The organism is Chlorobium sp., assembly GCF_049593655.1.
Lineage (GTDB): Bacteria > Bacteroidota > Chlorobiia > Chlorobiales > Chlorobiaceae > Chlorobium.
The window spans coordinates 14,131-39,855 of record NZ_JBAWHG010000035.1 but is presented as its reverse complement, the minus strand read 5'-3'; the positions used below and the strand labels follow the sequence as shown (position 1 = coordinate 39,855).

General features: G+C 54.2%; 28 protein-coding genes. 17 read left to right on the top strand and 11 right to left on the bottom strand.

Translation table 11 applies throughout. The features are described 5' to 3' along the window. Positions 1-2 precede the first annotated feature (2 nt). The 4 genes from priA to rlmN form a co-directional block, all read right to left on the bottom strand. Entirely contained in the window at positions 3-2,435 is a 2,433-nt protein-coding gene (gene priA, locus WBP50_RS05505; protein ID WP_423932266.1) for a replication restart helicase PriA, read from the bottom strand. A 67-nt stretch (positions 2,436-2,502) separates the two neighbouring features. Further along, entirely contained in the window at positions 2,503-3,162 is a 660-nt protein-coding gene (adk, locus tag WBP50_RS05500) for an adenylate kinase (RefSeq protein ID WP_423932264.1), read from the bottom strand. Between the two features lie 10 nt (positions 3,163-3,172). Further along, positions 3,173-3,940, bottom strand: a complete 768-nt coding sequence (locus tag WBP50_RS05495) for a hypothetical protein (protein ID WP_423932262.1) — start codon at positions 3,938-3,940, stop codon at positions 3,173-3,175. Positions 3,941-3,962: 22 nt separating this feature from the next. Next, positions 3,963-5,054: a 23S rRNA (adenine(2503)-C(2))-methyltransferase RlmN gene (gene rlmN, locus WBP50_RS05490; RefSeq protein ID WP_423932260.1), complete on the bottom strand. Its 1,092-nt coding sequence runs from the start codon at positions 5,052-5,054 to the stop codon at positions 3,963-3,965. A 253-nt stretch (positions 5,055-5,307) separates the two neighbouring features. Between rlmN and WBP50_RS05485 the strand changes: the two genes are divergently transcribed. From WBP50_RS05485 to WBP50_RS05460, 6 genes are all read left to right on the top strand, one after another. Beyond that, entirely contained in the window at positions 5,308-5,646 is a 339-nt protein-coding gene (locus WBP50_RS05485; RefSeq protein ID WP_423932258.1) for a winged helix-turn-helix domain-containing protein, read from the top strand. 87 nt (positions 5,647-5,733) lie between these two features. Beyond that, on the top strand, positions 5,734-6,792 hold the full coding sequence (locus WBP50_RS05480) for a DHH family phosphoesterase (RefSeq protein ID WP_423932257.1): 1,059 nt from the start codon (positions 5,734-5,736) through the stop codon (positions 6,790-6,792). 31 nt (positions 6,793-6,823) lie between these two features. Then, on the top strand, positions 6,824-8,341 hold the full coding sequence (locus WBP50_RS05475; RefSeq protein WP_423932255.1) for a leucyl aminopeptidase: 1,518 nt from the start codon (positions 6,824-6,826) through the stop codon (positions 8,339-8,341). Positions 8,342-8,386: 45 nt separating this feature from the next. Continuing rightward, positions 8,387-9,091 (top strand): alpha/beta fold hydrolase, encoded by a 705-nt coding sequence (locus tag WBP50_RS05470; protein ID WP_423932254.1) that lies wholly within the window; start codon positions 8,387-8,389, stop codon positions 9,089-9,091. Further along, a complete protein-coding gene (locus WBP50_RS05465) occupies positions 9,073-9,927 on the top strand; it encodes a BLOC-1 subunit 2 family protein (RefSeq protein ID WP_423932252.1) in 855 nt (284 codons plus the stop codon). The genes WBP50_RS05470 and WBP50_RS05465 overlap by 19 nt, the downstream gene beginning before the upstream one ends. A gap of 61 nt (positions 9,928-9,988) precedes the next feature. Next, a complete protein-coding gene (locus WBP50_RS05460; protein ID WP_423932250.1) occupies positions 9,989-11,326 on the top strand; it encodes a UDP-glucose dehydrogenase family protein in 1,338 nt (445 codons plus the stop codon). A 6-nt stretch (positions 11,327-11,332) separates the two neighbouring features. Here WBP50_RS05460 and thiD read toward each other — a convergent pair whose 3' ends face one another. The 3 genes from thiD to WBP50_RS05445 are packed head-to-tail and all read right to left on the bottom strand — an operon-like array spanning position 11,333 to position 13,401. Further along, a complete protein-coding gene (thiD, locus tag WBP50_RS05455) occupies positions 11,333-12,136 on the bottom strand; it encodes a bifunctional hydroxymethylpyrimidine kinase/phosphomethylpyrimidine kinase (protein WP_423932248.1) in 804 nt (267 codons plus the stop codon). 6 nt (positions 12,137-12,142) lie between these two features. Next, positions 12,143-12,763: a thiamine phosphate synthase gene (gene thiE, locus WBP50_RS05450; RefSeq protein ID WP_423932247.1), complete on the bottom strand. Its 621-nt coding sequence runs from the start codon at positions 12,761-12,763 to the stop codon at positions 12,143-12,145. Beyond that, positions 12,760-13,401 carry a thiamine phosphate synthase gene (locus WBP50_RS05445; protein WP_423932245.1) on the bottom strand — a complete coding sequence of 214 codons (642 nt, stop codon included), beginning with the start codon at positions 13,399-13,401 and terminating at the stop codon, positions 12,760-12,762. The genes thiE and WBP50_RS05445 overlap by 4 nt, the downstream gene beginning before the upstream one ends. A 176-nt stretch (positions 13,402-13,577) precedes the next feature. On the opposite strand from WBP50_RS05445, the gene WBP50_RS05440 reads away from it, so the two are divergent. Beyond that, positions 13,578-14,063 carry a RidA family protein gene (locus WBP50_RS05440; RefSeq protein WP_423932243.1) on the top strand — a complete coding sequence of 162 codons (486 nt, stop codon included), beginning with the start codon at positions 13,578-13,580 and terminating at the stop codon, positions 14,061-14,063. 513 nt (positions 14,064-14,576) lie between these two features. Here the strand turns inward: WBP50_RS05440 and WBP50_RS05435 are convergent. Next, positions 14,577-14,885, bottom strand: coding sequence for a hypothetical protein (locus WBP50_RS05435; protein ID WP_423932241.1), 309 nt, complete (start codon positions 14,883-14,885; stop codon positions 14,577-14,579). 42 nt (positions 14,886-14,927) lie between these two features. On the opposite strand from WBP50_RS05435, the gene WBP50_RS05430 reads away from it, so the two are divergent. The 3 genes from WBP50_RS05430 (at position 14,928) to WBP50_RS05420 (ending at position 17,959) form a co-directional block, all read left to right on the top strand. Continuing rightward, on the top strand, positions 14,928-16,595 hold the full coding sequence (locus WBP50_RS05430; RefSeq protein WP_423932239.1) for a S41 family peptidase: 1,668 nt from the start codon (positions 14,928-14,930) through the stop codon (positions 16,593-16,595). A gap of 18 nt (positions 16,596-16,613) precedes the next feature. Further along, positions 16,614-17,276 (top strand): START domain-containing protein, encoded by a 663-nt coding sequence (locus WBP50_RS05425; protein ID WP_423932238.1) that lies wholly within the window; start codon positions 16,614-16,616, stop codon positions 17,274-17,276. 65 nt (positions 17,277-17,341) lie between these two features. After that, positions 17,342-17,959 (top strand): START domain-containing protein, encoded by a 618-nt coding sequence (locus tag WBP50_RS05420; protein WP_423932236.1) that lies wholly within the window; start codon positions 17,342-17,344, stop codon positions 17,957-17,959. Here WBP50_RS05420 and rfaE1 read toward each other — a convergent pair. After that, positions 17,952-18,935 (bottom strand): D-glycero-beta-D-manno-heptose-7-phosphate kinase, encoded by a 984-nt coding sequence (gene rfaE1 / locus WBP50_RS05415; RefSeq protein ID WP_423932235.1) that lies wholly within the window; start codon positions 18,933-18,935, stop codon positions 17,952-17,954. The genes WBP50_RS05420 and rfaE1 overlap by 8 nt on opposite strands. A gap of 286 nt (positions 18,936-19,221) precedes the next feature. Here rfaE1 and ffh point away from each other — a divergent pair, with 286 nt between their 5' ends. The 7 genes from ffh to WBP50_RS05380 all read left to right on the top strand — a co-directional run bounded on the left by ffh (position 19,222) and on the right by WBP50_RS05380 (position 24,690). Next, positions 19,222-20,571 (top strand): signal recognition particle protein, encoded by a 1,350-nt coding sequence (gene ffh, locus WBP50_RS05410; RefSeq protein WP_423932233.1) that lies wholly within the window; start codon positions 19,222-19,224, stop codon positions 20,569-20,571. 39 nt (positions 20,572-20,610) lie between these two features. Then, positions 20,611-21,012 (top strand): 30S ribosomal protein S16, encoded by a 402-nt coding sequence (gene rpsP, locus WBP50_RS05405; RefSeq protein ID WP_423932231.1) that lies wholly within the window; start codon positions 20,611-20,613, stop codon positions 21,010-21,012. A gap of 26 nt (positions 21,013-21,038) precedes the next feature. Next, positions 21,039-21,545, top strand: coding sequence for a ribosome maturation factor RimM (gene rimM / locus WBP50_RS05400; RefSeq protein WP_423932229.1), 507 nt, complete (start codon positions 21,039-21,041; stop codon positions 21,543-21,545). 37 nt (positions 21,546-21,582) lie between these two features. Next, entirely contained in the window at positions 21,583-22,287 is a 705-nt protein-coding gene (trmD, locus tag WBP50_RS05395; RefSeq protein WP_423932228.1) for a tRNA (guanosine(37)-N1)-methyltransferase TrmD, read from the top strand. Between the two features lie 31 nt (positions 22,288-22,318). Continuing rightward, entirely contained in the window at positions 22,319-22,681 is a 363-nt protein-coding gene (gene rplS, locus WBP50_RS05390) for a 50S ribosomal protein L19 (RefSeq protein WP_423932227.1), read from the top strand. A gap of 314 nt (positions 22,682-22,995) precedes the next feature. Then, positions 22,996-23,838, top strand: a complete 843-nt coding sequence (locus WBP50_RS05385) for an MBL fold metallo-hydrolase (RefSeq protein WP_423932226.1) — start codon at positions 22,996-22,998, stop codon at positions 23,836-23,838. 15 nt (positions 23,839-23,853) lie between these two features. Beyond that, positions 23,854-24,690, top strand: a complete 837-nt coding sequence (locus tag WBP50_RS05380; RefSeq protein ID WP_423932225.1) for a Fe-S cluster assembly protein HesB — start codon at positions 23,854-23,856, stop codon at positions 24,688-24,690. Here WBP50_RS05380 and WBP50_RS05375 read toward each other — a convergent pair whose 3' ends face one another. Continuing rightward, a complete protein-coding gene (locus WBP50_RS05375; protein ID WP_423932223.1) occupies positions 24,691-25,167 on the bottom strand; it encodes a hypothetical protein in 477 nt (158 codons plus the stop codon). 70 nt (positions 25,168-25,237) lie between these two features. Next, complete coding sequence (locus WBP50_RS05370) at positions 25,238-25,714, bottom strand: GNAT family N-acetyltransferase (RefSeq protein ID WP_423932221.1); 477 nt, start codon at positions 25,712-25,714, stop codon at positions 25,238-25,240. Positions 25,715-25,725: the final 11 nt, after the last annotated feature.

Here is a 25,725-nt window from a genome sequence, read left to right as displayed (position 1 = left end):
ACTCACATCAGATTCTGCGGATCGACGTCGATGGTTACCGAGAGCTTTGCGGTGCGGTAGAGCGCGTGGAGCGCGTCGATCTGGTGATGGATGAACGCGGGGGAGAGTTTTCCGGCAAGAATTTTTGCAAGCAGCTGATAGCGGTACCGCCCGTTCAGCCTGGCGATACCTGCCGGGGCGGGGCCGAGCAGTACGGCCTTGTCCGGCGGCAGGTGGGCCTCAAGCTGTTTTTTGAAGGAGAGGGCCGCCTCTTCGGCATGATGTTCTTCGGTGGAAGAGAATTCGAATTTAACCAGTCTTGCGGCGGGCGGATAGCGGAGCATGGTTCTCAGGGTCATTTCCCGTTCGAAGAACTTTTCGTAGTTCCCTTCCAGCAGAGCCCGGAAAACCTCGCTCTCGCTTTTGTAGACCTGAAGATAGACTTCGCCTGGAATTGCGGCTCTTCCTGCCCGGCCTGAAACCTGGGTCAGGAGGGAGTACATGCGTTCGGCGGCTCTGAAATCGGGGAGGTTCAGCCCGATATCGGCCATCAGGACTCCCACGAGGGTTACGTCGGGGAAATCGAGCCCTTTTGCAACCATCTGCGTGCCGAGCAGGATGCGGGATTTTTTTTCGTGAAACGCTTTCAGGATGCGGCCGTGCGATCCTTTCGCCGAAGTGGTGTCGATGTCCATTCGGAGAATGTTTTCTTCGGGAAAGAGGGTTTTCAGCTCCTCCTCGATCCGTTCCGTGCCGCTGCTTTTGTAGAAAAGGCTGCCGGAGCCGCACTTGCCGCATTTTTCCGTGAAAAGCTCGGTATGGCCGCAGTAGTGGCACCGCAGCTGCATTCCGGTGGAGTGGTAAACCAGGGGGATGTTGCAGTGAGGGCATTCGGGCGTATGTCCGCAGTCGAGGCAGAAGACGCTTCCTGCAAAACCGCGCCGGTTCTGCAGCAGGATAACCTGTTCGTTTTTTTCGATCCGCTTCCTGATTTCGCGGAAGAGCCGGTCGGATATCGAGGCCGAAGCCTTTGGCGCTTCACGCATCGAGATCAGGGTGACGAGCGGCATGGAGGCTCCGTCGATCCTTTCCGGGAGGCGGATCATGCGGTATTTGCCGTTTTTGGCGTTGTGGTACGATTCGAATGAGGGCGTCGCCGAGCCCAGCACGCAAACGGCGCCTTCGAGCATGGCCCTCATGACGGCGGTATCCCTGGCATGGTAGCGCGGGTTCCGGTCCTGCTTGTACGCTCCGTCGTGCTCTTCGTCGACGATGATCGCTCCCACGTTGTCGAGCGGGGCGAAAATGGTCGAGCGCGCGCCGAGCGCGATTTTTGTCCGGCCACTTCTGAGACTGTGCCAGGCGTCGTACTTCTCCTGATCGCTCATGGCACTGTGCAGAATGGTTATGTCGTCATGGAAGTGATGGCGGAAGCGACCTGCGGTCTGGGGAGTGAGGGATATTTCCGGAACAAGAACAATGGCGGTTTTGCCGCCGGCAATCACTTTTTTCAGCAGTTCGATGTAGATCAGTGTTTTGCCGCTTCCGGTCACTCCGTAGAGCAGGAACGCCCCGAAGCTCTCCTGCTCTACGGCCTGGCCGAGAATATCGAGAGCCCCGCTCTGGGCGTCGGTAAGGCGTTGCGGCTTTTTGGGGGTTTCCGAGTAGGTGTTCCGGAAATTGCTTCTTATATCGACCGCCGTTTTTTCGGCAATTCCTTTTTTGACCAGTTCGTTGAGGAGCGCCGGAGAAAACCCGAGGGTTTCGGCGAAACCGTCCTGATCTCCGAGTGCCGCCAGAGCCCTGAACGCTTCGAGCTGCCTTGGCGCGCTGACCAGAAGCTCTTCCGGGTTGCCTGGCGGCGCAGCGGCGGCTCTGTATGCGGTTTTCTGTTTCGGCCGGGTTGTGGCGAATTTTTTTTTCAGGATGATATAGCCGCCTTTTTCCAGTTCGGAGAGCGTTCCGAAAAGCTGCTTTCTGCCCAGCCTTTTCTGAAGCTGGCGCACGGTGAGTCTCTTTTCTTCGGAGAGCAGCTGCAGGATCGCGCGGCGTAGCGGTGTGCTGACGGTTTTCTGTTCGGAGGGCTTCAGCTCGAAGCTGTTGAGTTCGACCACGTCGTGAACGGTGGTCCGGATTGCTGCAGGAAGGGAGGCGATGACCGTATCGAGGGGCATGGTGAGATAGTAATCGGCCATCCAGCGCGCGAGCCTGAGCTGCTGGCGGCGCAGCACCGGTTCTCCTCCGTAGAGAAGGTCAGCTATGAACGGCCCGGCGTCGCCGTCGCTTTTTTCCGGGGAAAGCTCCAGAACGTACCCGGGGTAAAGCGTTTCCCTTCCGTTCCGTAAATTCACCAGCACCATGCTTCCGGCCTGTATCTCCTTTTCAAGCCCGTCCGGAACCGGAAGCGTTACGGATTCGCCCCTGAAAAGCCTGTCGATAACGAGGAGTGCCTGCATAGCGCGTAAAGAAAAAAGTCAGTGGCTGCCACTGACTTTTTATGTTCGAATTTGACTTGCGGTCAGATCAGCAGGATGAAAGCGCTTCCAGAATCCGGTCCCTGATCTCTTCAACGCTGCCGGTTCCTTTCACTTTCCGGTACTTCGGCGCATTCTCTTCTCCGTCCGCCGCCCAGCCGCTGTAATACTCGATAAGCGGTGCGGTCTGGCTGTGGTAAATTTCCAGGCGTTTTTTTACGGTTTCTTCCCGGTCGTCCTCTCTCTGTACAAGCGGTTCTCCGGTTTCATCGTCGAGGCCAGCCTCTTTCGGAGGGTTGAACTGGATATGGTAGGATCGGCCTGAAGCAGGATGGATCCGCCTTCCGCTCATGCGGGTAATGATTTCAGAGTCGTCCACATCGATTTCAACGACCTGATTGATCCTTATGCCGTCTTTCTTCAGGGATTCCGCCTGCGCAAGCGTACGGGGAAATCCGTCAAAAAGGCATCCGTTCAGGCAGTCGGACTGCTCCAGACGTTCCTTGACGAGCGCAAGGATGATGTCGTCCGAAACGAGCTGTCCTGCATCCATTACCTTCTTGGCTTGAAGACCTACCGGCGTTTCAGCTTTAACAGCAGCCCTGAGCATGTCTCCAGTAGAAATCTGGGGGATGTTCAAAGCTTTTGAAATGAAGTTCGCCTGCGTTCCTTTTCCGGCTCCGGGAGCCCCCAGTAAAATAATTCTCATCAAAAGCTGCTTAGGTGGTTTTTTTGGTGATAATCGTGAATTTCGGCTTGGACGGCTTTGCCTCGGATGCCTCAGTTTCCGTTTCCGCAGCTGCAGGGGTCGTTCCGTTCTGCTCGGCAGGCTTTTCCGATGACGGTTGGACGGCATCGCTTTTTGAGCCCATTGTCAACGGTATGGACTGAACAGGACTTTTTTTCCTGAATTCGATTGATTTCGCCTTGGGCGAACCGTCGGGTTTTTTCTGGTTCTGCAGCCTGGCCTCGTCGAAAATCTGCTGGAAGGCCGCCGTCGCGCCCCTGGGATCTACAGAACGGTAGAGGTAGTCCTCCTCATTGATGATTTTTTTTCTGAATTCGAAATCCAGCGCTCCAAGCAGCATCCTGATGACTCTGCGGCTTTCGCCGAGATCGCCTTTCGATTCGATATTAGTCAGCGCCTTGGCGTTGACGGTGGTGATCAGGCGGCCGTTTACATCCTTTTCCTCATGGAGTCCGAAGGTGACATCGATTTTCATGCCGAGCAGCGCAAAGGAAAATACCTCGGCCCGAATGACCCGCATGCCTCCGACCGCCGTTTTTTCATGCTTGAAATTCCATCCTACCCACCGGTCGATCTTGTCGACGATGAACTCCGAAACCTCCTGGGCGGGAAGTTCATACCTGCGAACCTTCAGTTCGTTGAAAACAGGCGTTTCCGAAGTGTGCGTGGCATTGCCGGTCAAGCCGTGATAGGCTTTGGCGAACTCCGTTTTGAAAGGAATGAAATCTGTCAAATCCATGGTTGTTGAGCCGGTTAGATAATTAATACGGTTCTTCCGGGATATGCGGCCCTCTTTCTGCGGCAAGTTGACCGCATGCGGCATCGATGGTCGCTCCCTGACTTTTTCTGACAGTTACCTGAAGCCCTGAATCAAGAAGAGAGCGCATGAAGAGCTCTCTGGTTCCGGCATAAACAGGCTTGAACTTAATATTAACGATTGCATTATAATCAATCAAATTAATTTTGCAGAAAAGGCTTTTTGCGAATTTCGCGAGAGCCCTGGCGTCCTCCGGGCTGTCGTTGATCCCGTCGAGCAGCATATAGACAAGGGTGACCTGCTGCCCGGTTTTTCTGCTGTATTCCGAGAGTGCCCGCTTCAATTCGTCGAGCGGGTAGTCGCGTGCGACAGGTATCAGTGACTCCCGTTTTTCCTGGATTGCGGCATGCAGCGAGACGGCCAGTTTGGTTTTTACCGACGCTTCCCCGAGAAGGCGGATTTCCGGCGTCAGGCCAACGGTGGAGATCGTTATTTTGCGCTGCGGCAGACTGAAGCGGTAGTGCTGGTCGGTCAGGGTCTGAACGGCGTCAAGGACATTGGTCATATTGAGCAGCGGTTCGCCCATGCCCATGAAGACCACATTGGTTATTTTTTTCGTCTCCCCGTACCGTTCAGCAAGAAAATCGTTGAGCAGGAACACCTGATCGGTTATCTCTCCGGGGGAGAGGTTCCTCCTGAAACCCATCCTGCCTGTTGCGCAGAAGGTGCAGTTGAGCGGACAGCCGGCCTGTGAGGAAATGCAGGCGGTTATTCTGTTGGCTGAGGGTATGAGCACCGATTCCACGGACTGGCCGTCCGGCATGCTTACCAGAAATTTCGTCGTCGGCATCTCCGGACCGGCGACGGATTCCTCCCGGTGTTCGTCCAGGGTCGCCTCCCTGACGGCATAGAGGGAAGATAGCCGCCGGCGCAGCGCAAGACTCAGGATCGTTATGTCGTCCATGTTTGCGGAGCGGTGACTGAACAGCCACTGGTGGATCTGCGAGGCGCGGTATGCCGGTTCGCCGAGAGATGAAACCACCTCTCTCAGTCCGGTTCTGGTCAGGTCCTTGATGTTTGGAAGTATCGGCTGCATGGGTTGCATTAAAACAGGGAAAAAGGGTGCTCGAAGTACTTGTTTGCCGGTAACGGCCGGCACTGATTTGCTTGTAATCGGTAAAAAAGGTTTTTTTTTGTCTGAAATAGGCTTAAAGGGATTTTGGAAAAAAAGAGTAAATCATTATAGTGATTTTAGTGAGCTTCTGATGGCATTTTTCGTGTTGTCGTCGGGCAGGAGACCAGTTCATCATCGTAAGTAAATTATTTTAAAACTCCCCCATTCGAGTATCATGAGTGCAAAAAACGGGAATGATGTCAACTATGACCATCAATTGCTCGACAAGGTAATACATGCCCGCATACGTTTTGCCGCTCTTGCATATCTTCATGCGGCGCATCAGGCCTCGTTCGTCGAGATCCGTGATCAGATAAGGGCGACCGACGGTAATCTCAGTGTCCATATGAGGAAGCTGGAGTCGGCAGGCTATATAAGCTGCGACAAGGAGTTTCAGGCACGCAAGCCTCAGACAATCTACAGCATAACATCGGTTGGCAGGGAGGCTTTTTCGAACTACAAAAATCTCCTCGGTTCTTTTTTCGGAGAAGAGACCGTTTTTCAGCCCGCCTGAAGTCATCCGTTCAAAAGCCGCTCTTTATTTTTTCCTTACAGGGAAAAGTAATAGATTAAGTTCTTTTGTTAAAGTTATAGGAAACGGATGATACTACCGGGTTACGGGCGCAAGCTTGATTTGAAGGAATGGTCTCCTGTTATAGAGGTTTTGCTTGAAGGTCGTCATTTTGTGCTGACGACTCATGAAAATTCCGACGGTGACGGTCTTGGCAGTGAAGTCGCCCTTGCGCTGGTACTCAGGGCGCTCGGTCGTGAAGTATCGATTGTCAATCCCACGGAGGTTCCCCCCAATTACATTTTTCTGAAAGAGGCCGGAGATATCGTGCTTTTCAACGACCGCGACGAGGAGGCCATTCAGAGCCTTTCGCTTTGCGATGTCGTTGTCGTGCTCGATGCCAACCTCGGAGACCGCATGGGTTCACTGAGGCCGCATGTCCAGTTTGCGCGGGAGCTGGGGGCGCTTAAGGTAGTCTGTATCGACCATCATCTCGATCCCGAGGATTTTGCCGATGTTATGGTCTGCGAGCAGTATGCGTCTTCCACCGGCGAACTGGTATACGATCTCATCAGGGCTATCGAGGAAAAGACGGGCAGGTCGCTCATTTCGCCGCAGGTCGCCGAGGCGCTCTATACCGCGGTCATGACCGATACCGGTTCATTCAGGTTTCCCAAGAGTACGCCCTATGTTTATCGGCTTGCCGGCGATCTTGTCGACAAGGGCGCCGATCCGTCGGTGATCTACGACAGGGTGTACAACTCGCTGACACCGCAGGCGCTGAAACTGCTGGGCGCATCCCTGAGCGCCATCACGATACACGACGACGGAAAGATCGCTTCGCTTTTCATTTCGCAGGAGATGATGAAGGCGACAGGCAGCAAACTGTTTGATACCGATCTGATCATTAAATATCTTCTGAGTGTGCCCTCGGTGCTCATTGCCGTGCTCATGGTGGAGATGCATGACGGAAGGATCAAGGCCAGTTTCCGTTCGAGGGGCAGCATTTTTGTAAACCAGCTGGCCAAGCGTTACGGCGGCGGAGGCCATATGAACGCAGCAGGGTGCCTCCTGCAGTATTCGGCTGAACGGGCACGCAAGGCCATACCCGATGATGTCAGGGCTTTTCTGAAAAAACAGGATATCTGATTACACTGAAAGACAAACGAACACTCCTTTTATGAACATATCCGCAACAGCCACTCCTGTCCGGAAAATCGGCACCGCTCTTCTTGTCGTTCCCTTTACCGGCGCTTCGCTTAAAAAAAACGGTTCGGCGCTGCTCTCCGACATGGGATTCGATGACGGGGTCATGGAGGATTTCAAGGCTGAAAACGGCCAGATGGCGTTTCTGTACGGAAGTACCGGAAAGACCGCCGCCCGGCGTGTCGTTCTGCTCGGATTAGGTGAGGGCAGGAAACTCGATGATTACCGGAAAGCGGGGGCCCTGCTTGCAGCAAAAGCCGTCGAAATGAAGGTCGGATCGCTGGCGGTCGATATGACTGCCGTCAAGACCTTTGCGGCATCGGCCAAAACCTCGGCGCAGACTGTGGTTTCGGCGTTCATCGAGGGGTGCATTTTCGGTTCCTACCGTTTCGACCGCCTGAAAAGCGACAAGCTTAAAAAGAAGAAGGACAGGGACGATAAAAAGAGGGATATTGCCGAACTGGTTCTGAGATCCGATACGGCGCAGCTTGCCGCTCTTGAAGAGGGTTTCGCTGCAGGCCTGATTACCGGTTCCTGCCAGAATATGGCCAGAGATCTGGTGAATCTTCCCGGAAACATGCTCCAGGCCGAGGATATCTCCCGTGCTGCCCTGGATTCCGGTGCAAGGGGAGGCTACGAGGTCAGGGTATTCGGAAAGGAGGAGATCGAAGCTCTCGGCATGGGCGGTCTGCTTGCGGTGAACAAGGGCAGTCAGCACCCCCCGACTTTTACCGTACTGGAATACAACCCGGCAGGAAAAGCCTCCAGAACTGTCGCGCTTGTCGGCAAGGGCGTTACCTTCGACTCCGGAGGAATTTCCCTGAAACCCTCCGAAGGCATGGGTGAAATGAAATCCGATATGGCCGGCGCAGCTTCGGTTATCGGCGCCATTGAAGCTGCAGCCCTCCTCAGGCTGCCTGTTCGGGTTATCGGTCTTGTTCCCGCTACCGACAACATGCCGAGCGGCTCCGCCCTGAAACCCGGCGACGTCATCACGACCTATTCCGGCATTACCGTCGAGGTCGGCAATACCGATGCCGAAGGCCGGCTTATTCTTGCCGATGCCCTCACCTATGCGAAAAAACAGTACAACCCCGACATCATCATCGATCTTGCCACGCTTACGGGAGCCTGCATCGTAGCTCTCGGCTATTCCGTCGCCGGTCTTTTCAGCAACAGCGACAGGCTTGCCGAGGATATCTGCGAAGCCGGGCAGCGTACGGGGGAGAAAGTATGGCGCATGCCGCTCTGGGAAGAGTATGACGAAATGATCAAGTCCGATGTCGCCGATGTCAGCAATCTCGGAGCCAGAGGCGCCGGTTCGGTAACCGCCGCCAAATTTCTCGAGAAGTTTACCGACGGCCACAGGAAATGGGCGCATATCGATATTGCAGGACCGTCATTCGCTTCCGGCAAGGGTGGCGCGAAAGTCTCCGGTGGAACGGGTTTCGGCGTCAGACTGATCGTCGATCTCCTGAAAGCCTGGTCGTAAAGGGAACTGCCTGGAGAATGATCTGTTCATAAAACGTTAACGCTCATGACGCTGCCGCAACGGAATCCGGTTGTTATTGTCCCTGGCGTGCTTTTCTGGGACGGCCTCTACGAGGTGATGCGCGATGCGCTGTCCGAATACATGCCGAAAGAGAAAATCGCCATAGCGCCGGTGAGTTTTCTTGACTGGGTCGGTTTTCCACCCTCGCCCGAACGTTCCACCAACAGGGTGATGGCGGCAATCGACCGCTCGGTACGCGTTTTGCAGAAGCGGTTTCCGGGAGAACCGGTAACGATTGTCGCGCACAGCGGCGGAGGCACCGTCGCCATGATCTATCTTCTGGAAAAACCCTTTCAGGGAGAGGTCTATCATCCTGGCGAGTCTGTCGGAAAGCTCGTGACGCTCGGTACTCCCTTTCATACGCATGAGCATTATGCGAAAATCAAGACGGATTTTATTTTCAGGCATCTCGACAGGGACTTTTTTTCCCGAAAAGAGGTCGTATCCATCGTGAGCGACCAGTATCCGGGTAATCTGCACGGCAGTGTTCTTGAAAAGATGTGTTTCATGTTCTATAAAAGTGTTGCCGAAGACGGTCAGGTTTCCGGAGACGGCATCGTTCCCGCAGGGAGCTGTTTTCTTGAAGGTGCGCACAATGTGACCATTCCGCATGTCGAGCATCTTCCTACACCGCATACCAGATGGTATGGCACAAAAGAAGGGATTGAACAATGGATTCAATGGCTGTAAGGCATAAAGGGGGCAGGCCTGCCGCAGTGCTGGCGTTTATGGCACTGTTGCTGTTTCTTTCGGGATGCGACCGTTCGGCAAAGCCGGAAGAGGACCCGCAGCAGCAGCATATGGAATCCATGATGGCCATTCTGACGCAGGTGCAGAAAAATCTGGTGCGCATTCAGCAGAAGGAGGCTGTCGTCGAACGGCTTTCTTCTGATATCGAAAAGCAGGACAGCAGGGATGCCGAGCAGATTGGAAAGGATATCTATGCAAGCATCCGTTTTATCGATTCGACTCTCTCGGCCAGCAAGGCTCTTATTGCGACGCTTGAAGAGGAGAACCGGAAATCCCAGTACCGGGTAGCGTCGCTCGACAAGCTGACCTCCGAGATGAAAACCGCCATCAACGACAGGGATACCGAGGTAAGGAGGCTGAAAGGACAGGTGCAGCGGCTCAGCAGCGAGGTGACCTCCCTGATGAAAACGGTCGATGTGCTTGACGATTTCATTCAGGAGCAGGGTGATCAGCTCTATACGGCGTACTATATTTCCGGTACTTTCGACGAGCTTGTTTCCAAGGGTGTTCTTGTGAAAATCAATCCGCTCGAGAAGTTTTTCGGCAATCAGTACCGTATCTCTCCGGACTTCAATGTGGCGATGTTCAAAAAACTCGATATTACCGAAACCAGAGACATCTTTTTCAGCAAGCCGCTCAAGAACCTGAAAATTATCACCCCGCACACAACAGGCTCCTATGAGCTTGCCGGCGGCGGTACGTCATCTCTCCTGCTGATCCGCGATGAGAACGAGTTCTGGAAAAAGTCACGCTGTCTCGTTGTCGTTTTCGAATGACCGGGAGCTCCGCCTCCGTTTTCCGGGGCTTTCAACTTACATGAATTAAATAAAATAGCTGATGAAAATCACGATATTCGGTTCCGGTTACGTAGGTCTTGTCACCGGAGCATGTTTTGCCGAGGTCGGTAACGAAGTGCTGTGCGTCGATATTGACCAGGCAAAAATCGACCGGCTGAAAAACGGTGAAATTCCCATTTACGAACCCGGACTCGATACCATCGTTCATGAAAACAGCAGGAATGGCCGGCTTAAATTCACATCCGATATTCTTCAAGGCGTGGAGTTCGGTCTCTACCAGTTCATTGCCGTCGGAACTCCTCCCGATGAGGATGGATCGGCCGACCTCCGCCATGTCCTGAGCGTGGCGGAAAGCATCGGTACTCACATGCAGGAGTACCGCATCATCATCAACAAGTCCACGGTTCCGGTCGGTACCGCCGATCTGGTGCGCGAAAAAGTGCTTTCCGTCCTGAACGAACGCAATGCCGGCATAGATTTCGATGTGGTTTCCAATCCGGAGTTCCTCAAGGAGGGCGATGCCGTCAACGATTTCATGAAACCCGAAAGGATCGTCGTGGGTGTCGACAACCCCCGGACAAGAGAGCTTCTGCGTTTCCTCTATTCGCCATTCAACCGGAGCCATGAGCGCTTTATCGCCATGGACATCCGCTCGGCCGAGCTGACCAAGTATGCCGCCAATTCGATGCTCGCCACCAAAATCAGCTTCATGAACGAGATCGCCAACATCGCCGAGCGCGTCGGCGCCGATGTGGAGGAGGTCAGAAGAGGCATCGGTTCTGATTCCCGGATCGGGTTTTCGTTTATCTACCCCGGCGTGGGCTATGGAGGCTCCTGTTTTCCGAAAGATGTGCAGGCGCTGGAGCGTACCGCACGCAAGCACGGATACGATGCAAGGATTCTTCAGGCCGTCGAGGCGGTCAACCACGATCAGAAAAGCAGTCTCGTACGCAAGATCAGGGAGCATTTCAAGGGAAACATTTCCGGACGCACCATCGCGATATGGGGTCTTGCCTTCAAGCCCAACACCGACGACATGCGCGAGGCGCCCAGCAGGCGCGTGATGGAGGAACTCTGGGAATTGGGCGCGACCGTAAGGGTTTACGATCCGGTGGCCATTGAAGAAGCGAAAAGAATTTTCGGCCAGCGAGAAGACCTTTTCTATGCCTCGAGCCCCGATGATGCTGTCGCCGGCGCCGATGCTCTTGCCATCCTGACCGAATGGCTGATGTTCCGCAGTCCTGATTTCGACATGATCAAGCGGGAACTCGGGGAACCGGTGATTTTCGACGGCAGAAACATCTACAACCCCGATTTTATGGAGCAGTCCGGTTTCACCTACTACTCCATCGGCCGGCGTCCGAGGGGCGTGAACTGAGAGCGGTTAACTCCAGAACCGGTAAGCGTGATGCAGTGGGCCGCTTCCTTTCCCAAGACGGTAGGCGGCTCCTGCCCTGATTGCCTCGAACGTGTAGGTTTTTGCCTTTTCTACGGCCGATTCCAGCGACATGCCGCAGGCGAGAAAGGCCGCGATAGCCGAAGAGAGCGTGCAGCCGGTGCCGTGGGTGTTGCGGGTAACGATTTTTTCCGTGCTGAACCAGCTGATCCGGTTGTTGCAGAGCAGGCAGTCGCTGCAGCGGTCGCCTTCCTGATGTCCTCCCTTTACAAGCACCGCTCCGGCCCCCATCTCCTGCAGCATTCGCGCGGTCCGCTCTATCTCCTCCCTGGATGCCGGCAGCCGCTTTTCTCCCAGAAGCAGAGCGCTTTCGGGAATGTTCGGCGTAATCAGCCGGGCAAGAGGGAAGAGCTCTTCTATCATGACCGGCAGGGCATCGCGTTCAAGCAGATCCCTGCCTCCTGACGATTGCAGAACGGTGTCGAGTACGACAGGAACGTCGATTTTCCTCAGCATTCCGGCTACCGTCCTGACGATGGCTGCGCTTCCGAGCATGCCGATTTTCACGGCATCGAGCGGTATGTCGCCGAGAATTGCCCCCAGCTGGGCTTTTACGCTCGATACCGGCAGTTCGAAGCTGTCGGCAACGCCAAGGGTGTTCTGTGCGGTGACGGCCGTTATGACGGAAACTCCGTAGCAATCCAGAGCGGCGAAGGTTTTCAGGTCCGCCTGTATTCCGGCTCCGCCGCTGCCGTCGGAACCCGCTATGGTGAGAACGGTTCTGTAGCGCACTTCGGTTTATTGTTGGTGTTGAAGAATGCTCACCAGTTCCCGAGCTGCACGTTCAGGTTCAGGAGCCCTGCTTATTGCCGCGATAACGGCAATTCCCGATGCTCCCGAAGCGATCGTACGTGCGGCGTTCAGCCTGTTTATGCCCCCTATGGCGACAATCGGAATGCCTGCCGCTGCCCTTACGGCGGCTATGGCTTCGGGGCCGAGCGGGCGGGAGTGCTTTTCTTTCGAAGAGGTTTCGAAGATATGGCCTAACCCCACATAATCGGCTCCATCCATCTCCGCACGCAGCGCCTCCTCCAGTGTGGATGCCGAAATGCCCATGATTTTTTTCGGGCCAAGGAGTTTCCGCGCCTCTCTGGCAGGGAGATCCTCCTGACCAAGATGCACGCCGTCAGCGTCCGCTGCCAGCGCTATATCCACCCTGTCGTTGACGATGAAAACGGCGTTGTGCATCCTGCAGAGATCCTGCATTTCCTTCGCCCACAGGTAAAGCTGCTCCCCGGAAGCGGATTTATGGCGAAGCTGGATCATCGATGCCCCGCCCTCAAGAACTTTCCTGACAGAATCGACCGGAGAGGGGGATTCATCGGTAACATAACAGAGAAAAGGAGCCGAAGGGATCATGATGCAAGCAGTTTTTCAAAGGTTTCCAGTAATTCCGGCAACGTTACGGTATCGGTAAAAAGGGAGAGCGCGGCAACTCCGTATGCGCCTTCCGCAAGGCATAGCGGTGCATTTTCCGGTGTAATGCCCCCTATGGCAAACACAGGGACCGATACGGTGCGGCAGATTGCTCCCAGAGCGTCCGAGCCCTGCGGAGCGCCGTACTGCCGCTTGGAAGGGGTGTCGAAAACAGGTCCGAAAATCAGGTAGTCCACGCCGGATTCTGCGGCTTTCACGGCGGATTCCAGCGAGTGAACGCTTTTTCCCGTGAGCATGCGGCCTATAAAGGACCTGACCTTTCCGGCTGGACATGACGATTCCCTGAGGTGGACGCCGTCAAGGGCTGCCGCCATGGCTATATCGGCCCGTTCATTCAGGAGAATCAGCGCATTTCGGGATGCCGCCTCCTCTTTTACGGCAAGGCTCAGCCTGAAAAGCACTGCTGCATCGAGATGCTTTTCCCTTATCTGCAGGAGGCACGGCAGGGAAGGGCGGAGCAGCCGGAGCTGCCGCCTTATCTGCATGCCCGACCCGTCCGGATCCGTACCGCTGCTGACGATGCACAGACGCGGCAGCATTGCCGGAGTGTTTATGCTCATACTACGCTCGTTCAGAGTGTTTTTTTTATGGCACTCTTCGCTGACAGGCTCTCTTTCGGCAGCCCGTCTTGCTAAAAAGAGGGATTTGATGTAACATACCGTAAACTGCCGGAGGCTCAGACGCCCCTGCAGTACCGATCGGCTCTCTTCACTGTGCAATATAACGATCCCTGAGCATGTCGCATATCGAAGATAACATTCAGCGTGCCGGCTTCCGGTTACCTCCTTCGGCGGCTCCTGCCGGATTCTATCTGCCGGCGCTCCGGCAGGGCGATCTGGTCTACACTTCAGGTCAGCTTCCTCTGCAGGACGGCAGGCTCCAGGAGCCTGGAGGCAAGGGAAAAGTCAATGAACTCAACCAGCAGGATGCGGCTGCAGCAGCCGGAACAGCTCTTCTCAACGCCCTGGCCGCCATAAAGACCATCACCGGATCGCTCGATGCCGTTGAGCGGATCGTCAAGCTTACGGTCTATGTTGCCAGCGAATCGTATTTTTCCAGTCAGCACCTTGTCGCCAACGGGGCATCTTCTCTTCTCGTCGAATTTTTCGGAGAGAAGGGGAGGCACGTGAGAAGTGCTGTAGGTGTAGCCGAATTACCCTTCGATGCAAGCGTTGAGCTTGAGCTTATCGTTGCTTGTAACCACTCGTACAGGTCTGAATAAATCTGCCCGGAAAATATTTTCCGATCCCCCATATATCGCATCAAAACACTTCATACTTTCCGGAAATTCTGTCCATTATCGATTTCCGAAAGAGAGATGAATTTGTGAAATACCCTGATCCTTCTTGACGATAACTATGTTATTTATAATAAGATAGTTATCTGTTTGTGTTTGTTTTTATTTTGTATTCCGGTAAATATATTGATTGATAAATGGTATGGTAATGGTAAGTATAATTTTTTATTACTATCACTTGTTATCCTGTTTGTTTTTTTATTGTGATTTTTTTTGATCTTATTGTTTTTGTGGTTAATTTGCTAAAAACTTTTTTATGTAAAAAGTATTATTTTATTTAAAAAAAAGAAAATAGAGTATTTGTGCTAATGTAATATTTATGTTTTTATGTCTTTTTTTAAGGAGCCTGTCTGATATGTTTTTTATGATGATTTATTTTTTTATGTTTTCGGATTCACTTGTTTTTTATTTTATGATTATAGCATATATAATTATTTTTTAATGTGTTTGCTGCTGATGTTTTTGTGATTTATTTTCCGCTTTTTCTTTTCTTCTGAAAGGCTGTTTCTGCTGTACAGTCCGGTGATTTTTTGAGTATTGTAACTGCATGGCTGATGTCGATTCCTGTCCGATTTTTTTTATTTCGTTTTTTTGTTTTCCTGTGGTGCTGTGTTTCGGTTTTTTACGATAAATCCGGAAAGTTCGGGGTGAGGCGACCAGAAGTGACTCGTGGGACGGAAGGCGGGGGCTGAGGGTTTGGAATGTTTTTTTGCGTTTTTGTTCCGTGATCGGTAAAATAGGATTCAAGATGAATGAAGATGCTTTTCGCTTAAATCAATCCAGGCTCACATGTCCCGCATTTTAACCGTTATCATAATGGTGGTTGTTCTTGCCTTCGGTGTCTTTCTCGGTACCAGACTGAACAGGGGCGAGCAGGAGAGCACGGGCGCCGAGAGAAAAATGGCTGATGCATATAGTCTGATAAAGGACCTGTATGTCGATGAGGTGCAGGCCGACAGTCTGGCAGGGGCTGGCATAAAGGGTATGGTGGAGTCTCTCGATCCTCATTCTGTTTATCTCGAAGCCGAGGAGGTTTCCTTTTCACAGGCGGAGTTCGACGGTAATTTTGATGGTATCGGCATTGAATTCGATGTCATCAATGATACCCTGCTTGTCGTTACCCCGCTTTCCGGAGGACCGAGTGCTGCAGTGGGCATCGCGGCCGGCGACAGGATTGTCGCCATCGATTCGGTTTCGGCCATAGGTATTACCCATCAGGAGGTATTGCGCAAGCTCAGGGGCAAAAGGGGGACAACGGTAAAGCTGAAGGTGTTCCGTCCACTCAGCGGAAAGATTATGGATTTTCTCGTCACCAGGGAACGGATTTCGACATCGAGTATCGATGCGGTCTTTGTGCTCGGTGACGGCACCGGATATATCAGGTTGAGCCGTTTTGTGGCAACAACGGCTGACGAGTTCCGAAAGGCGCTTGCTTCGCTGAAAAAACAGGGTATGAAGCGCCTCGTGATCGATCTGCGGGGAAATCCCGGGGGATTCCTCGAGCAGGCCGTCGAAGTGGCCGATGAGTTTCTGCACAAGGGTCAGCTTGTCGTGTATACCAGGAGCGCTAAAAATGCAGTTGAAGACGCCCGTTACGAGGCGAAATCAGGAGACGGCTACGAGACCGGCAAGGTTGCCGTACTGGTCGATAAAGGCAGTGCTTCCGCGTCGGAAATTCTTGCCGGGGCCCTTCAGGACAACAGGCGCGCGGTGATTATCGGAGAGCTGACCTTCGGCAAGGGACTTGTCCAGCGGCAGTTCGAGTTCAAGGACGGCTCGGCCCTGCGCCTGACCGTATCGAGGTATTACACCCCTTCAGGACGCCAGATTCAGAGAATCTACCGCAAAGGCGGCGACGGACGGGAGTTGTACTACAAGGATGCAATGGTCAATCTTCAGCCGGTGAAACTCTTTGCGGCTCCGGACAGTTACCTCTATCTTAAAAACAGCGATATATCCGTTTACCGCACAGGTTCCCTGCCCGGAGTTCTTTCTCGTCCTGAAAACGGCAAGATTCTGCAGAAAGGGCAGTACGAGCTGCTCAGGGATGCCGGCGGCATCATTCCCGATTACTGGGTAAGCGGCAGGCCCTATGCGGATTTTTACCAGGCGCTTTATGCCGCCGGCTCTTTCGAGTATCTTGCACAGAGGATTCTTGACGATCCGGCAAGCAGCGTGCAGAAGCACCGGAAATCGCTCGATCGCTTTATCAGAGACTACACCGAGGAGAGCCGTCTCGAGGCGCTGGTGATGAAAGTCTGTGCGGAAAAAAAGATTACATTCCAGAAACAGGCATTCATCAGGGAGCGAAAGAACATCGCTCTTGCGGTAAAAGCAAGGCTGGCTCATCGCATGTTCGGCGCGGAAGGTCAGATCAGGGTTTACATCATGCAGTCCGACCCTCTGGTTACGGTTGCATCAAGGGTTCTTGGCTCGGAAACGGCCGCAGCGCATTAATTTCAAAACAATACCGCCATGTCCCTGCTTGAAAAAATAAACAGCAGCACCTGCACCCTTCGCCTGAAAAACGACTGGCTCAGGATTTTCACCTGCCCGGTTCCCACATCTGAATTTCTTTCATTTGTCGGCGTCGCCGAAATCGACGCTCCCCAGCATGCCGTGCTCAGCCTGCTCTACGATATCGAAGCCGCAACGGAGTGGGTATGGAAAACCAGGGAGATGCGCCTGCTCAGGGAACTTTCCGAAGAGGAAAGTGATGGCAGGATCGTCTATCAGCTTGTCAGCGCGCCCTGGCCGATTTCCGATCGTGAAATCATTACCCGTTCGCAGGGGTATACCGATCCCGAAACCTCCGAGGTTTTCATCAAGCTTGAATCCGTGCCGGATTTTCTTCCCCTGAACGACAGGTATGTAAGGGTCATGCAGCTTGAAGGGGCATGGAATATCCTGCCGCTTTCCGACAGTTCGTGCAGGGTGGTTTTCAGGCTGCATATCGAACCGGGTGGCGAAATTCCCGCATGGCTTGCCAATATCGCCGTAATCGATACCCCCTACCATACCCTGAACAACATGCGTCAGATGGCCAAACGAGAGAAATACCGGACGCCTGTCGCCGCACCGTTCAAAAACTCGCCCGGCGATATCGTCCAGAACTACGAGGATTTCATTTCCGAATAGCCTTTCCGAAAAAATTTGTCTTCAAAAGCAGGTATGCTTTTTTTTACACTTAACGTTTCTGCTATATGGATGTTCAGTCGGCGCTGCAGGCAAACTGGGATTTTCGCGTAGAGCACAAGGGAATCCGGATTTTTTCCTCGAAAGTGAAAAACTCCGATGTTCTGGGTTTCAAGGGGGAAACGGAATTTCCGGTAACCTTCAGAAAGCTGATAAGTCTTTTTTACGATACCGCAAACTACCACCGCTGGGTTCACCAGCTTGCGGGTATGGACGTTCTCGAAAAAAACGATTGCCTCGAGTATGTCGTTCGCCAGGTCATCAATGCGCCCTGGCCGCTGCAGAAGCGGGAGATGATTGTCCGTACGGGGCTTGCCCAGGCCGGTGATCATGCCGTAGCCGTCACGATGACCGGAGAGCCCGATTACCTGCCGCCGAATCCGCAATACCACAGGGTGCGTCACTGCAGGGGATTATGGATTTTTTCCCCTACGGACAGCGGCGGCGTGCATATAACCTTTGTCATGCATGTCAATCCCGGCAGCGACGTGCCTTCCCCGGTCAGCAATACGGCCCTGTTCGAAGTGCCCTTTTACTCGCTGCAGAACATGAGGAATCTCCTGGTCAGCAGTTCCTACAATCCCCCCTATCCGGAGGAGATCGAGGAGCACCTCTGCATTATCTGAGATGCTCCTTCCAGGCCCTGACAAGTCTGTCAGCCCTTACCGGTACAGCGCCGACCTCCTGACAGACGGTTCCTGCAGCCAGGTTCGCGATTTCGGCGCTCGTGACGATATCGAGCCCTGCGGCAGTTCCCAGGGCAAGAACGGCGATCACGGTATCTCCGGCTCCCGAAACATCGGCAACCTCGACCGAGGCTGAAGGTATGTGGGTGAACTCTCCGTTGAAAATGGTCATACCCTTTTCGCTTCTCGTTACGACAATGTTTTCCGCCTCGAGCTTTTCCTCGAGCATCAGGCAGGCCGCTTCGACCTCGAAATCGGTGTTGTGCACCACCATGCCGAGAGAGGAGGCCAGTTCTGAAAGATTGGGCTTGAATACCGTGCTTCCCTGATAGGCGAAGAAGCCCTGCAGTTTCGGATCTACAAGTACCGGCAGATCGTGATCACGGGCAATGCCGATGATTTCCCGGATGAGGGTCGCCGTCAGGAGCCCCTTGTTGTAGTCTTCGAGAATGACCGCGTCGATCGATCCGGCGATTTCACGCAGTTTCCCGGCAATCAGCTTCGCGATTTCCGGGTCTACTGGAGCCCGGCTTTCGATGTCCACTCTGGTGATGTGATGGTTCTGCGACAGAATCCTTGTCTTGCAGGTGGTGGGGCGCGATGCGTCGCTGACCAGATAGTCGGATGGAAGGCCGTGGCTTCTGAAAAGGTCGGCCAGCATCTCCCGTCCGGCATCGGAGCCGGTCACCCCGATCAGAAAGGTTTCGGCCCCGAGCGAGAGGGTATTGCGCGCCACATTTGCTGCTCCGCCGAGGCGGTGGTCCTCGTGGGTGACGTCAACCACCGGAACGGGGTACTCCGGCGAAATGCGCGAAACATGGCCGAAAATATATTTGTCGAGCATGACATCGCCGATGACGGCTATTTTCAGGCGTCTGAACGAATCGATGATCTTTTCAATCGGGAGAGCGTACATATGACTTGCGTAGTTATCATTACTGTCTTCGCGCAGTGCCGCGCACTGTTTTTCAGGTCGGGCCGGATGTTTCTGTGTCGGCGGCCCTGCATGCCGGAAGTGCAGCCGTTTTGTTCCGGGCTCCAGTTCCCCCCGGCAGGGGGTTTAATTGTTTATAGGTAATAAAAATAGCGTTAAATTCCAGAATAAGCGTAAACTGAAGCGGTGGTGATTTTATTTTTTGCGAATTTTTGTTATAATTAAAGCTAATCATTTTTAAGCTTTATCTTAAAAAGCAGATACGCTCATGTTCGACAGTCTCAGTGATAAATTAGAGCTTGCCTTCAAGAAACTTGCAGGCCAGGCAACCATAAACGAAATCAACATCGGTATCGCCATGCGCGATATCAAGAGGGCGCTGCTCGGTGCGGACGTCAACTACAAGGTTGCCAAAAAGCTCGTTGAGGATATCAGGGAGAAATCCCTTGGCGAAGAGGTTATCAGGAGCGTCTCCCCGGCCCAGATGATCGTCAAGATCGTCAATGACGAACTGACCGAGCTGATGGGCGGCGAAAACAGGCCGCTGAACCTCTCTCCCAAAAAACTTCCGGCAATCATCATGGTTGCCGGTCTTCAGGGTTCGGGAAAAACCACCTTCTGCGCCAAGCTGGCGAAAAGACTCAAGAAGAACGGAAAAAACCCCATGCTGGTAGCCGCCGACGTTTACCGTCCGGCAGCGATCGATCAGCTGAAAACCCTGGGCGAGCAGGTTGACGTTCCGGTTTTCTCCATAGAGGCGCAGGACGCCATGAAAGCCGCCATGCAGGGCCTTGAGGCCGCGCGTGCCGGGGCGAAGGATGTGCTCATCGTCGATACCGCCGGACGCTTGCAGATCGACGAGAAAATGATGGCCGAGGCCGAAGCGCTCAAACATGCGCTCAAGCCCGATGAGCTGCTTTTCGTTGTCGACTCCATGATGGGTCAGGAAGCCGTCAATACGGCCCGCGAATTCAACGAACGGCTTGATTTCGACGGTGTCGTGCTCACCAAGCTCGACGGTGACGCCCGCGGTGGCGCCGCTCTCTCGATCCGGCAGGTCGTGGAAAAACCCATCAAGTTCATCAGCATCGGCGAAAAGGTTGACGATCTCGACCTCTTCTACCCTGAACGTATGGCCCAGAGGATTCTCGGCATGGGCGATATCGTCAGTTTTGTCGAGAAGGCCCAGGAGACGCTGGATCTCGAGAAAACCATGCAGATGCAGAAAAAGCTCATGAAGAATGAGTTCGATCTGAACGATTTCTTCGATCAGCTGCAGCAGCTCAAGAAAATGGGTTCCATCCAGGGGCTTATCGAAATGGTTCCGGGTCTCAATAAAATGGTGCCGAAGCAGGAGATCGACAATCTCGATTTCAGGCCTATCGAGGCGATGATCAACTCGATGACGCGCCAGGAAAAGGAGAATCCCGAAATCATCAACGGAAGCCGCCGCCAGCGCATAGCCAAAGGCAGCGGAACCAGGGTTCAGGATGTGAACCTTCTGTTGAAACAGTTCGGCGAGATGAAAAAGATGATGCGCTCCGTGTCGAAACTGTCGCAGTCCGGCAGGAAGATCACCTCGCAGAATCTGGCCCTCGACAAGTTTTTAAAGCGATAACGTATATTTGTACTTACCATCAACTAAACTATTGAAGCATTGGTAAAGATCAGACTTAAAAGAACCGGAAGAAAGAAAATGCCGTTTTACCAGATCGTCGCTGCCGACTCGCGCGCACCGAGAGACGGCAAGTTTCTGGAAGTTGTAGGGCACTACCAGCCTACAGCCAAACCGCATGCCGTCACCATCAAGAAAGACCGTGTTTCCTACTGGATGCAGACCGGTGCACAGCCGACCGATACCGTCCGCAGCCTTATCCGTTCTACCGGTCTTCTCCATGAGCTGAGGCTCCGTAAACTTGGCCGCAGCGAAGAGGATATCACCGCCGAGATGGAAAAGTGGCAGCAGAACCAGGCCGACAGACGCGTGAAGCGCATTGCCGTCAAAACCCGTCGCCGTCAGGCCAAAAAAGCAGCCGAAGCGAGCGGCAGCGAAGCCTGAGCCCTTCGGGGTGAGGTTTTCAGGGGATGGATCTCTACAAGACAGGCATCGTACTCAAGCCCAAAGGCCTGAAAGGCGAGGTGAAGGTTATGCCTGTCACCGATTATCCCGAGCGGTTTCTTTCGCGGAAGGCTTATTATGTAGGTAAAACGGACAGCGACGCGGTGCTCCGCAGCGTTGTCCGCGCCTCGCTCGGCAGGGGCTTCGCGTGGCTGTTTTTTGAAGGTATAGGAAGTCGTGAAGAGGCCGAGGCCATCTGCGGCATGAACCTCTATATCGGGGAAAAGGAGCTGCAGAAGATGCCCGAAGGAAGGGCTTACCTGCATGAGCTGACGGGACTGAAGGTGATTGACGGAAGCGGAGCGGAAGCCGGTGTCGTTGCCGATGTGCTCAGCATGCCGGCCCATGAGGTTTATGAAGTAGCCATGAGCGATGGCAGAATCGTGCTGATTCCGGCCATCGAGGAGTTTATCGAAGAGATTGATACCGAAAGACGGCTTATGGTTGTCCCGAGGTTTGAAGAGTTTTTGTAACAGGTTGTTCTTAAACGGGAGCTGACGTCCCCTGGCCATGATGGAACCACTCCGGATTGATGTGATTTCCGTTATTCCCGGCTTTTTCGACTCGCCGCTCGCAAACGGCCTGATCGCGATAGCAGGGAAGAAGCAGTATGCGGAAATCCATGTGCACAATCTGCATGATTACGGTCTCGGGCGCTACAGGCAGGTTGACGATACCCCGTTCGGCGGTGGAGCCGGCATGGTGCTTCGTCCCGAACCGGTTTTCGCGTGTATCGAAAAACTGCTTGCCGAGAGAGCGTATGATGCGGTTATCTTTCCCACTCCGGATGGAAAACCGTTCGATCAGCCGCTGGCAAACCGGCTTTCGCGTACGAAAAACCTCATGCTGCTCTGTGGCCATTACAAGGCGGTGGACGACCGGATTCGGCAGAAGCTTGTCACGCTGGAGGTTTCGGTAGGCGATGTTGTGGTTTCGGGAGGCGAGATACCCGCGCTTCTGATCATGGATGCGGTTCTGAGGCTGATACCGGGGGTGATCGGTGACGGGGAATCCGCACTGACCGACTCCTTTCAGACCGGGATGCTCGATTGCGTGTACTACACCAGGCCGGCGGAGTTCAGAGGGATGAAGGTTCCGGATGTTCTCATGACGGGGCATCACCGCAACATTGAGAAATGGCGTCACGAGAACGCCCTCCAGCGGACACTTGAAAGGCGGCCGGACCTGCTGGAAAACAAGTTTTTTGAAGAGTGAGTGAAAAAATAACGTAAATAGTTGTCGAAAAATGGATCAGTTAATTCAGTTAGTTGAAGCCACGCAGAGCAAAATCGATTTTCCGGAGATCAATCCCGGTGATACCGTAAGGATCCAGCTGAAGGTTATCGAAGGCGAAAAAGAGAGACTGCAGGCTTTTGAAGGCGTTGTCATCAGCGACCGCGGTGCAGGTGGTTCAAAAACCATCACCGTTCGCAAGATTTCGCACGGCGTCGGTGTTGAAAGGATCATTCCGGTCAACTCCCCGAACGTCGAAAGCGTTACCGTACTCAAGCACGGCAAGGCAAGAAGGGCCAAACTCTTCTACCTGCGCAAACGTACCGGCAAAGCCGCACTCAAGGTCAAAGAGCGCAAGGTCGCTGTAAAAGCCTGAAGCAGTAACAGGAGAACCGGCAGATATCCCATATCTGCCGGTTTTTCACCTGCCCGGCTTCTTTTTTAAACGGGGTTATCCTCCTTCAGGACCGCCTGACGGCTGTTTTTTTGCGTTTTGCGCTCCTTTCCTGTTTTCATTCCTTCGTTATCGGGGTTTTTATCCGCTCAACAGCGGTGACCTGCGGAATTCCGCGCTTCCGGCCTTGCCGGGAAAAAGTCCGGAGTCTTTGTGAATATTGTCTCCGGCGCCATAACTTGACCGGGAAGTGATTCCGGTCGGCACAACCGAACAACAGATCAACAGGGCATACTATGATGCAGATAGGCGACTACCGGCTGTACGCTCTCGACGTGCAGGATTTCGCGCTTGACGGCGGCTCCATGTTTGGCGTGGTGCCGAAGGTCATGTGGGAAAAACTCACCCCGTCCGACGACCTCAACCGGGTCATGCTCAAGACCAGGGTGCTCCTGATTTCCGGCAACGGCAGGAATATCCTTGTCGATACCGGCATGGGTACGGCCTGGAGCCAGAAGCTCCGTTCGATCTACCGCCTTTCCGGTTTCAGGCTTGAAACGGAACTGCAGGCTCACGGTTTCGTCCCGGAGGATATAACCGACGTCATCTACACCCACCTGCACTTCGATCATGCGGGAGGAGCTTTCAGGCCGGCGGGGGATGGTCTCGAACCGGTTTTTCCCTCCGCCCGCCACTACGTGCAGAAAGAGAACTATCTGTCGGCCATAAAGCCGAACCAGAAGGAGAAGGTCAGCTACTCGGCGGCTTTCGTCGAGGCGTTCACCCGCCTTTCCTGCGTCGAGCTGATCGAGGGAGCTGTCGAACTGTTCGCCGGCATAGAGCTGATCGTGAGCAACGGCCACACCAGAGGCCAGCAGCTCGTGCGCGTGAGCGACGGAAAGCAGGCGCTGGTGCATGGAGGCGATCTTGTCCCCTCCTCGGCGCATCTGCCGCTGCCGTGGGTGATGGGTTTCGATATCGAGCCACTCACGCTGATCGACGAGAAAGCAGCCCTGCTCCGGAGGATGGTCGAGGGCGGAGAGCTGCTCTTTTTCGGACACGACCCCTTCCACGAGGCGGCGCTGCTTACACTTGACGAAAAAGGAGCTGTTGTCGCCGACAGCTTCATCACCCTGTAAAAGAAAGGGCTCATCTTGAATACGGTTCTCCTGCGCCCGGAGCGGATAGAGGATTTCCGGACGAAGATTTTCGATTTCTACGGCCACAGTCGCCGCAGCTTCCCCTGGAGACAGACCTGCGACCGTTATGCCGTCATGGTAAGTGAAATCATGCTCCAGCAGACACAGGCCGATCGTGTTGCCATAAAATATACGGCCTGGATGGAGCGTTTTCCCGACACGGCAACGCTTGCCTCAGCCTCGCTCCGGGATGTGCTTGCCTTCTGGAGCGGTCTTGGCTACAACTCCCGCGGCCAGCGGCTGCAGACCTGCGCCCGGACCGTTATGGAACGTTTCGGAGGCGTGGTGCCCGCCGCTCCCGCCGAACTGATAACCCTTCCCGGCATAGGCGACTACACCAGCCGCTCCATTCCTGTTTTTGCCGACAATCTCGACGTTGCCGCTGTCGATACCAATATCCGTCGCATCATCATCCACGAATTCGCTCTTCCGGAAGATACCCCCAAACGGCGGATGCAGGCCATTGCGGAGCAGCTTCTGCCGGCGGGCCGCAGCCGCGACTGGCACAATGCCCTCATGGATTACGGTTCGCTCTGCCTCACCAGCCGCATCACCGGCATTCGACCGCTCACAAAACAGTCGAAATTCCAGGGCTCGAAACGGTGGTATCGCGGCAGACTGCTCAAGGCTCTCGTGGATTCGGGGCAGCTTCTGCCCGAAGAGATCGAGGAGCGCTACGGCGACTGCCCATGGGGGATACGGGAGATCATAGACGGTCTCGTCCGCGACGGGCTTGTCGATGAGGGCGGGAGCCGCAACGGACAGGGGCGGGTGCTGCGGATAAGGGAGTGATCAGGCTTTGCGTTTCAGGCAGTGCATCCCTTTTTTTTCGGCTCGCCAGAAGACGCATTCCGACGGTACGGAGGGGCATATTTCCTGATGCTTTCCGGAAACCTTCGATATGATGAGCGGGTGGCCCGAAGATTTTTCCAGGCTTTTTCGGGCGTCTTCGACGCCAGAATTTCTTGCCTTTCCGGCTCGAACCATTGCAATGGCAAGATCGTCGAGAAACACCGATTCGCTGCAGACCGAGCCGGGGTGGAGCGCCCTGCAGACCCTCTGGCCCAGAGCAACGGCTTCTGCCTGCCGGATATACTCCATAGCCTGTTCGATCGTAAGGAGACGGGGCTCGAACGCATCGATTCGCTGCCGGATATGGCGCGATTTTTCATCTTCGGGCACGGGTTCGTCCACGGTATTGAAGTACACGAGCGTCTTTCGTATTCCTTCAAGTATGGTGCCTTCAGCGTACTCTTCTGCAGTCGCCATTTTCGATCGGGATTATCGGGTATTCAGCCTGTGACCCGGATTGCGGGCGTCATGCAACGCCGGCAGCGGCTCAGAGCTTGAGAATGAAGTTGGCGACGGTTTCGCGTTCCTGCCATCCGAGTTTCTGGTAGAACTCCCGCTTGTAGGAGTGGCGGGTCCGGCTGTTGCAGAGCATCAGGCGGGAACACCCCTTCGCGTCAGCTTCCACCCGAACGGCTTCGAGCAGCGCCTTTCCGATACCCCCGCCCCGGTAGCGTTCATCCACGAAGATTTCCGAAATATATCCTTCGGGAGCCGGAAGAAAGAGATAGGGGAGCCAATGAACAGTAACGTACCCTGCGAGAATGTCTTCCCCGGTTTCGGCAACATAAGCCGAATGACTTTTTGCCTCGGCATAGGCGTTATCGAGAAACTCGCCGATACGCCCGGCGTTCTGCTTCAGGGTGTCGCCGTTGAAAAAAGGAAACCAGCCGGTATTCTCCAGGATCGATGCAATTGCCGGGGCATCGGCCGGTTCCGCCTTGCGTATTGCTATCTCCCGATGCATGGGCGCTTAGG

Coding starts and splice junctions, on each gene's coding strand:
- priA (WP_423932266.1), bottom strand. CDS start 2,435: ATGCAGGCACTCCTCGTTATCGACAGGCTTTTCAGGGGCGAATCCGTA.
- adk (WP_423932264.1), bottom strand. CDS start 3,162: ATGAGAATTATTTTACTGGGGGCTCCCGGAGCCGGAAAAGGAACGCAG.
- WBP50_RS05495 (WP_423932262.1), bottom strand. CDS start 3,940: ATGGATTTGACAGATTTCATTCCTTTCAAAACGGAGTTCGCCAAAGCC.
- rlmN (WP_423932260.1), bottom strand. CDS start 5,054: ATGCAGCCGATACTTCCAAACATCAAGGACCTGACCAGAACCGGACTG.
- WBP50_RS05485 (WP_423932258.1), top strand. CDS start 5,308: ATGAGTGCAAAAAACGGGAATGATGTCAACTATGACCATCAATTGCTC.
- WBP50_RS05480 (WP_423932257.1), top strand. CDS start 5,734: ATGATACTACCGGGTTACGGGCGCAAGCTTGATTTGAAGGAATGGTCT.
- WBP50_RS05475 (WP_423932255.1), top strand. CDS start 6,824: ATGAACATATCCGCAACAGCCACTCCTGTCCGGAAAATCGGCACCGCT.
- WBP50_RS05470 (WP_423932254.1), top strand. CDS start 8,387: ATGACGCTGCCGCAACGGAATCCGGTTGTTATTGTCCCTGGCGTGCTT.
- WBP50_RS05465 (WP_423932252.1), top strand. CDS start 9,073: ATGGATTCAATGGCTGTAAGGCATAAAGGGGGCAGGCCTGCCGCAGTG.
- WBP50_RS05460 (WP_423932250.1), top strand. CDS start 9,989: ATGAAAATCACGATATTCGGTTCCGGTTACGTAGGTCTTGTCACCGGA.
- thiE (WP_423932247.1), bottom strand. CDS start 12,763: ATGATCCCTTCGGCTCCTTTTCTCTGTTATGTTACCGATGAATCCCCC.
- WBP50_RS05445 (WP_423932245.1), bottom strand. CDS start 13,401: ATGAGCATAAACACTCCGGCAATGCTGCCGCGTCTGTGCATCGTCAGC.
- WBP50_RS05440 (WP_423932243.1), top strand. CDS start 13,578: ATGTCGCATATCGAAGATAACATTCAGCGTGCCGGCTTCCGGTTACCT.
- WBP50_RS05430 (WP_423932239.1), top strand. CDS start 14,928: ATGTCCCGCATTTTAACCGTTATCATAATGGTGGTTGTTCTTGCCTTC.
- WBP50_RS05425 (WP_423932238.1), top strand. CDS start 16,614: ATGTCCCTGCTTGAAAAAATAAACAGCAGCACCTGCACCCTTCGCCTG.
- WBP50_RS05420 (WP_423932236.1), top strand. CDS start 17,342: ATGGATGTTCAGTCGGCGCTGCAGGCAAACTGGGATTTTCGCGTAGAG.
- rfaE1 (WP_423932235.1), bottom strand. CDS start 18,935: ATGTACGCTCTCCCGATTGAAAAGATCATCGATTCGTTCAGACGCCTG.
- ffh (WP_423932233.1), top strand. CDS start 19,222: ATGTTCGACAGTCTCAGTGATAAATTAGAGCTTGCCTTCAAGAAACTT.
- rimM (WP_423932229.1), top strand. CDS start 21,039: ATGGATCTCTACAAGACAGGCATCGTACTCAAGCCCAAAGGCCTGAAA.
- trmD (WP_423932228.1), top strand. CDS start 21,583: ATGATGGAACCACTCCGGATTGATGTGATTTCCGTTATTCCCGGCTTT.
- rplS (WP_423932227.1), top strand. CDS start 22,319: ATGGATCAGTTAATTCAGTTAGTTGAAGCCACGCAGAGCAAAATCGAT.
- WBP50_RS05385 (WP_423932226.1), top strand. CDS start 22,996: ATGATGCAGATAGGCGACTACCGGCTGTACGCTCTCGACGTGCAGGAT.
- WBP50_RS05375 (WP_423932223.1), bottom strand. CDS start 25,167: ATGGCGACTGCAGAAGAGTACGCTGAAGGCACCATACTTGAAGGAATA.
- WBP50_RS05370 (WP_423932221.1), bottom strand. CDS start 25,714: ATGCATCGGGAGATAGCAATACGCAAGGCGGAACCGGCCGATGCCCCG.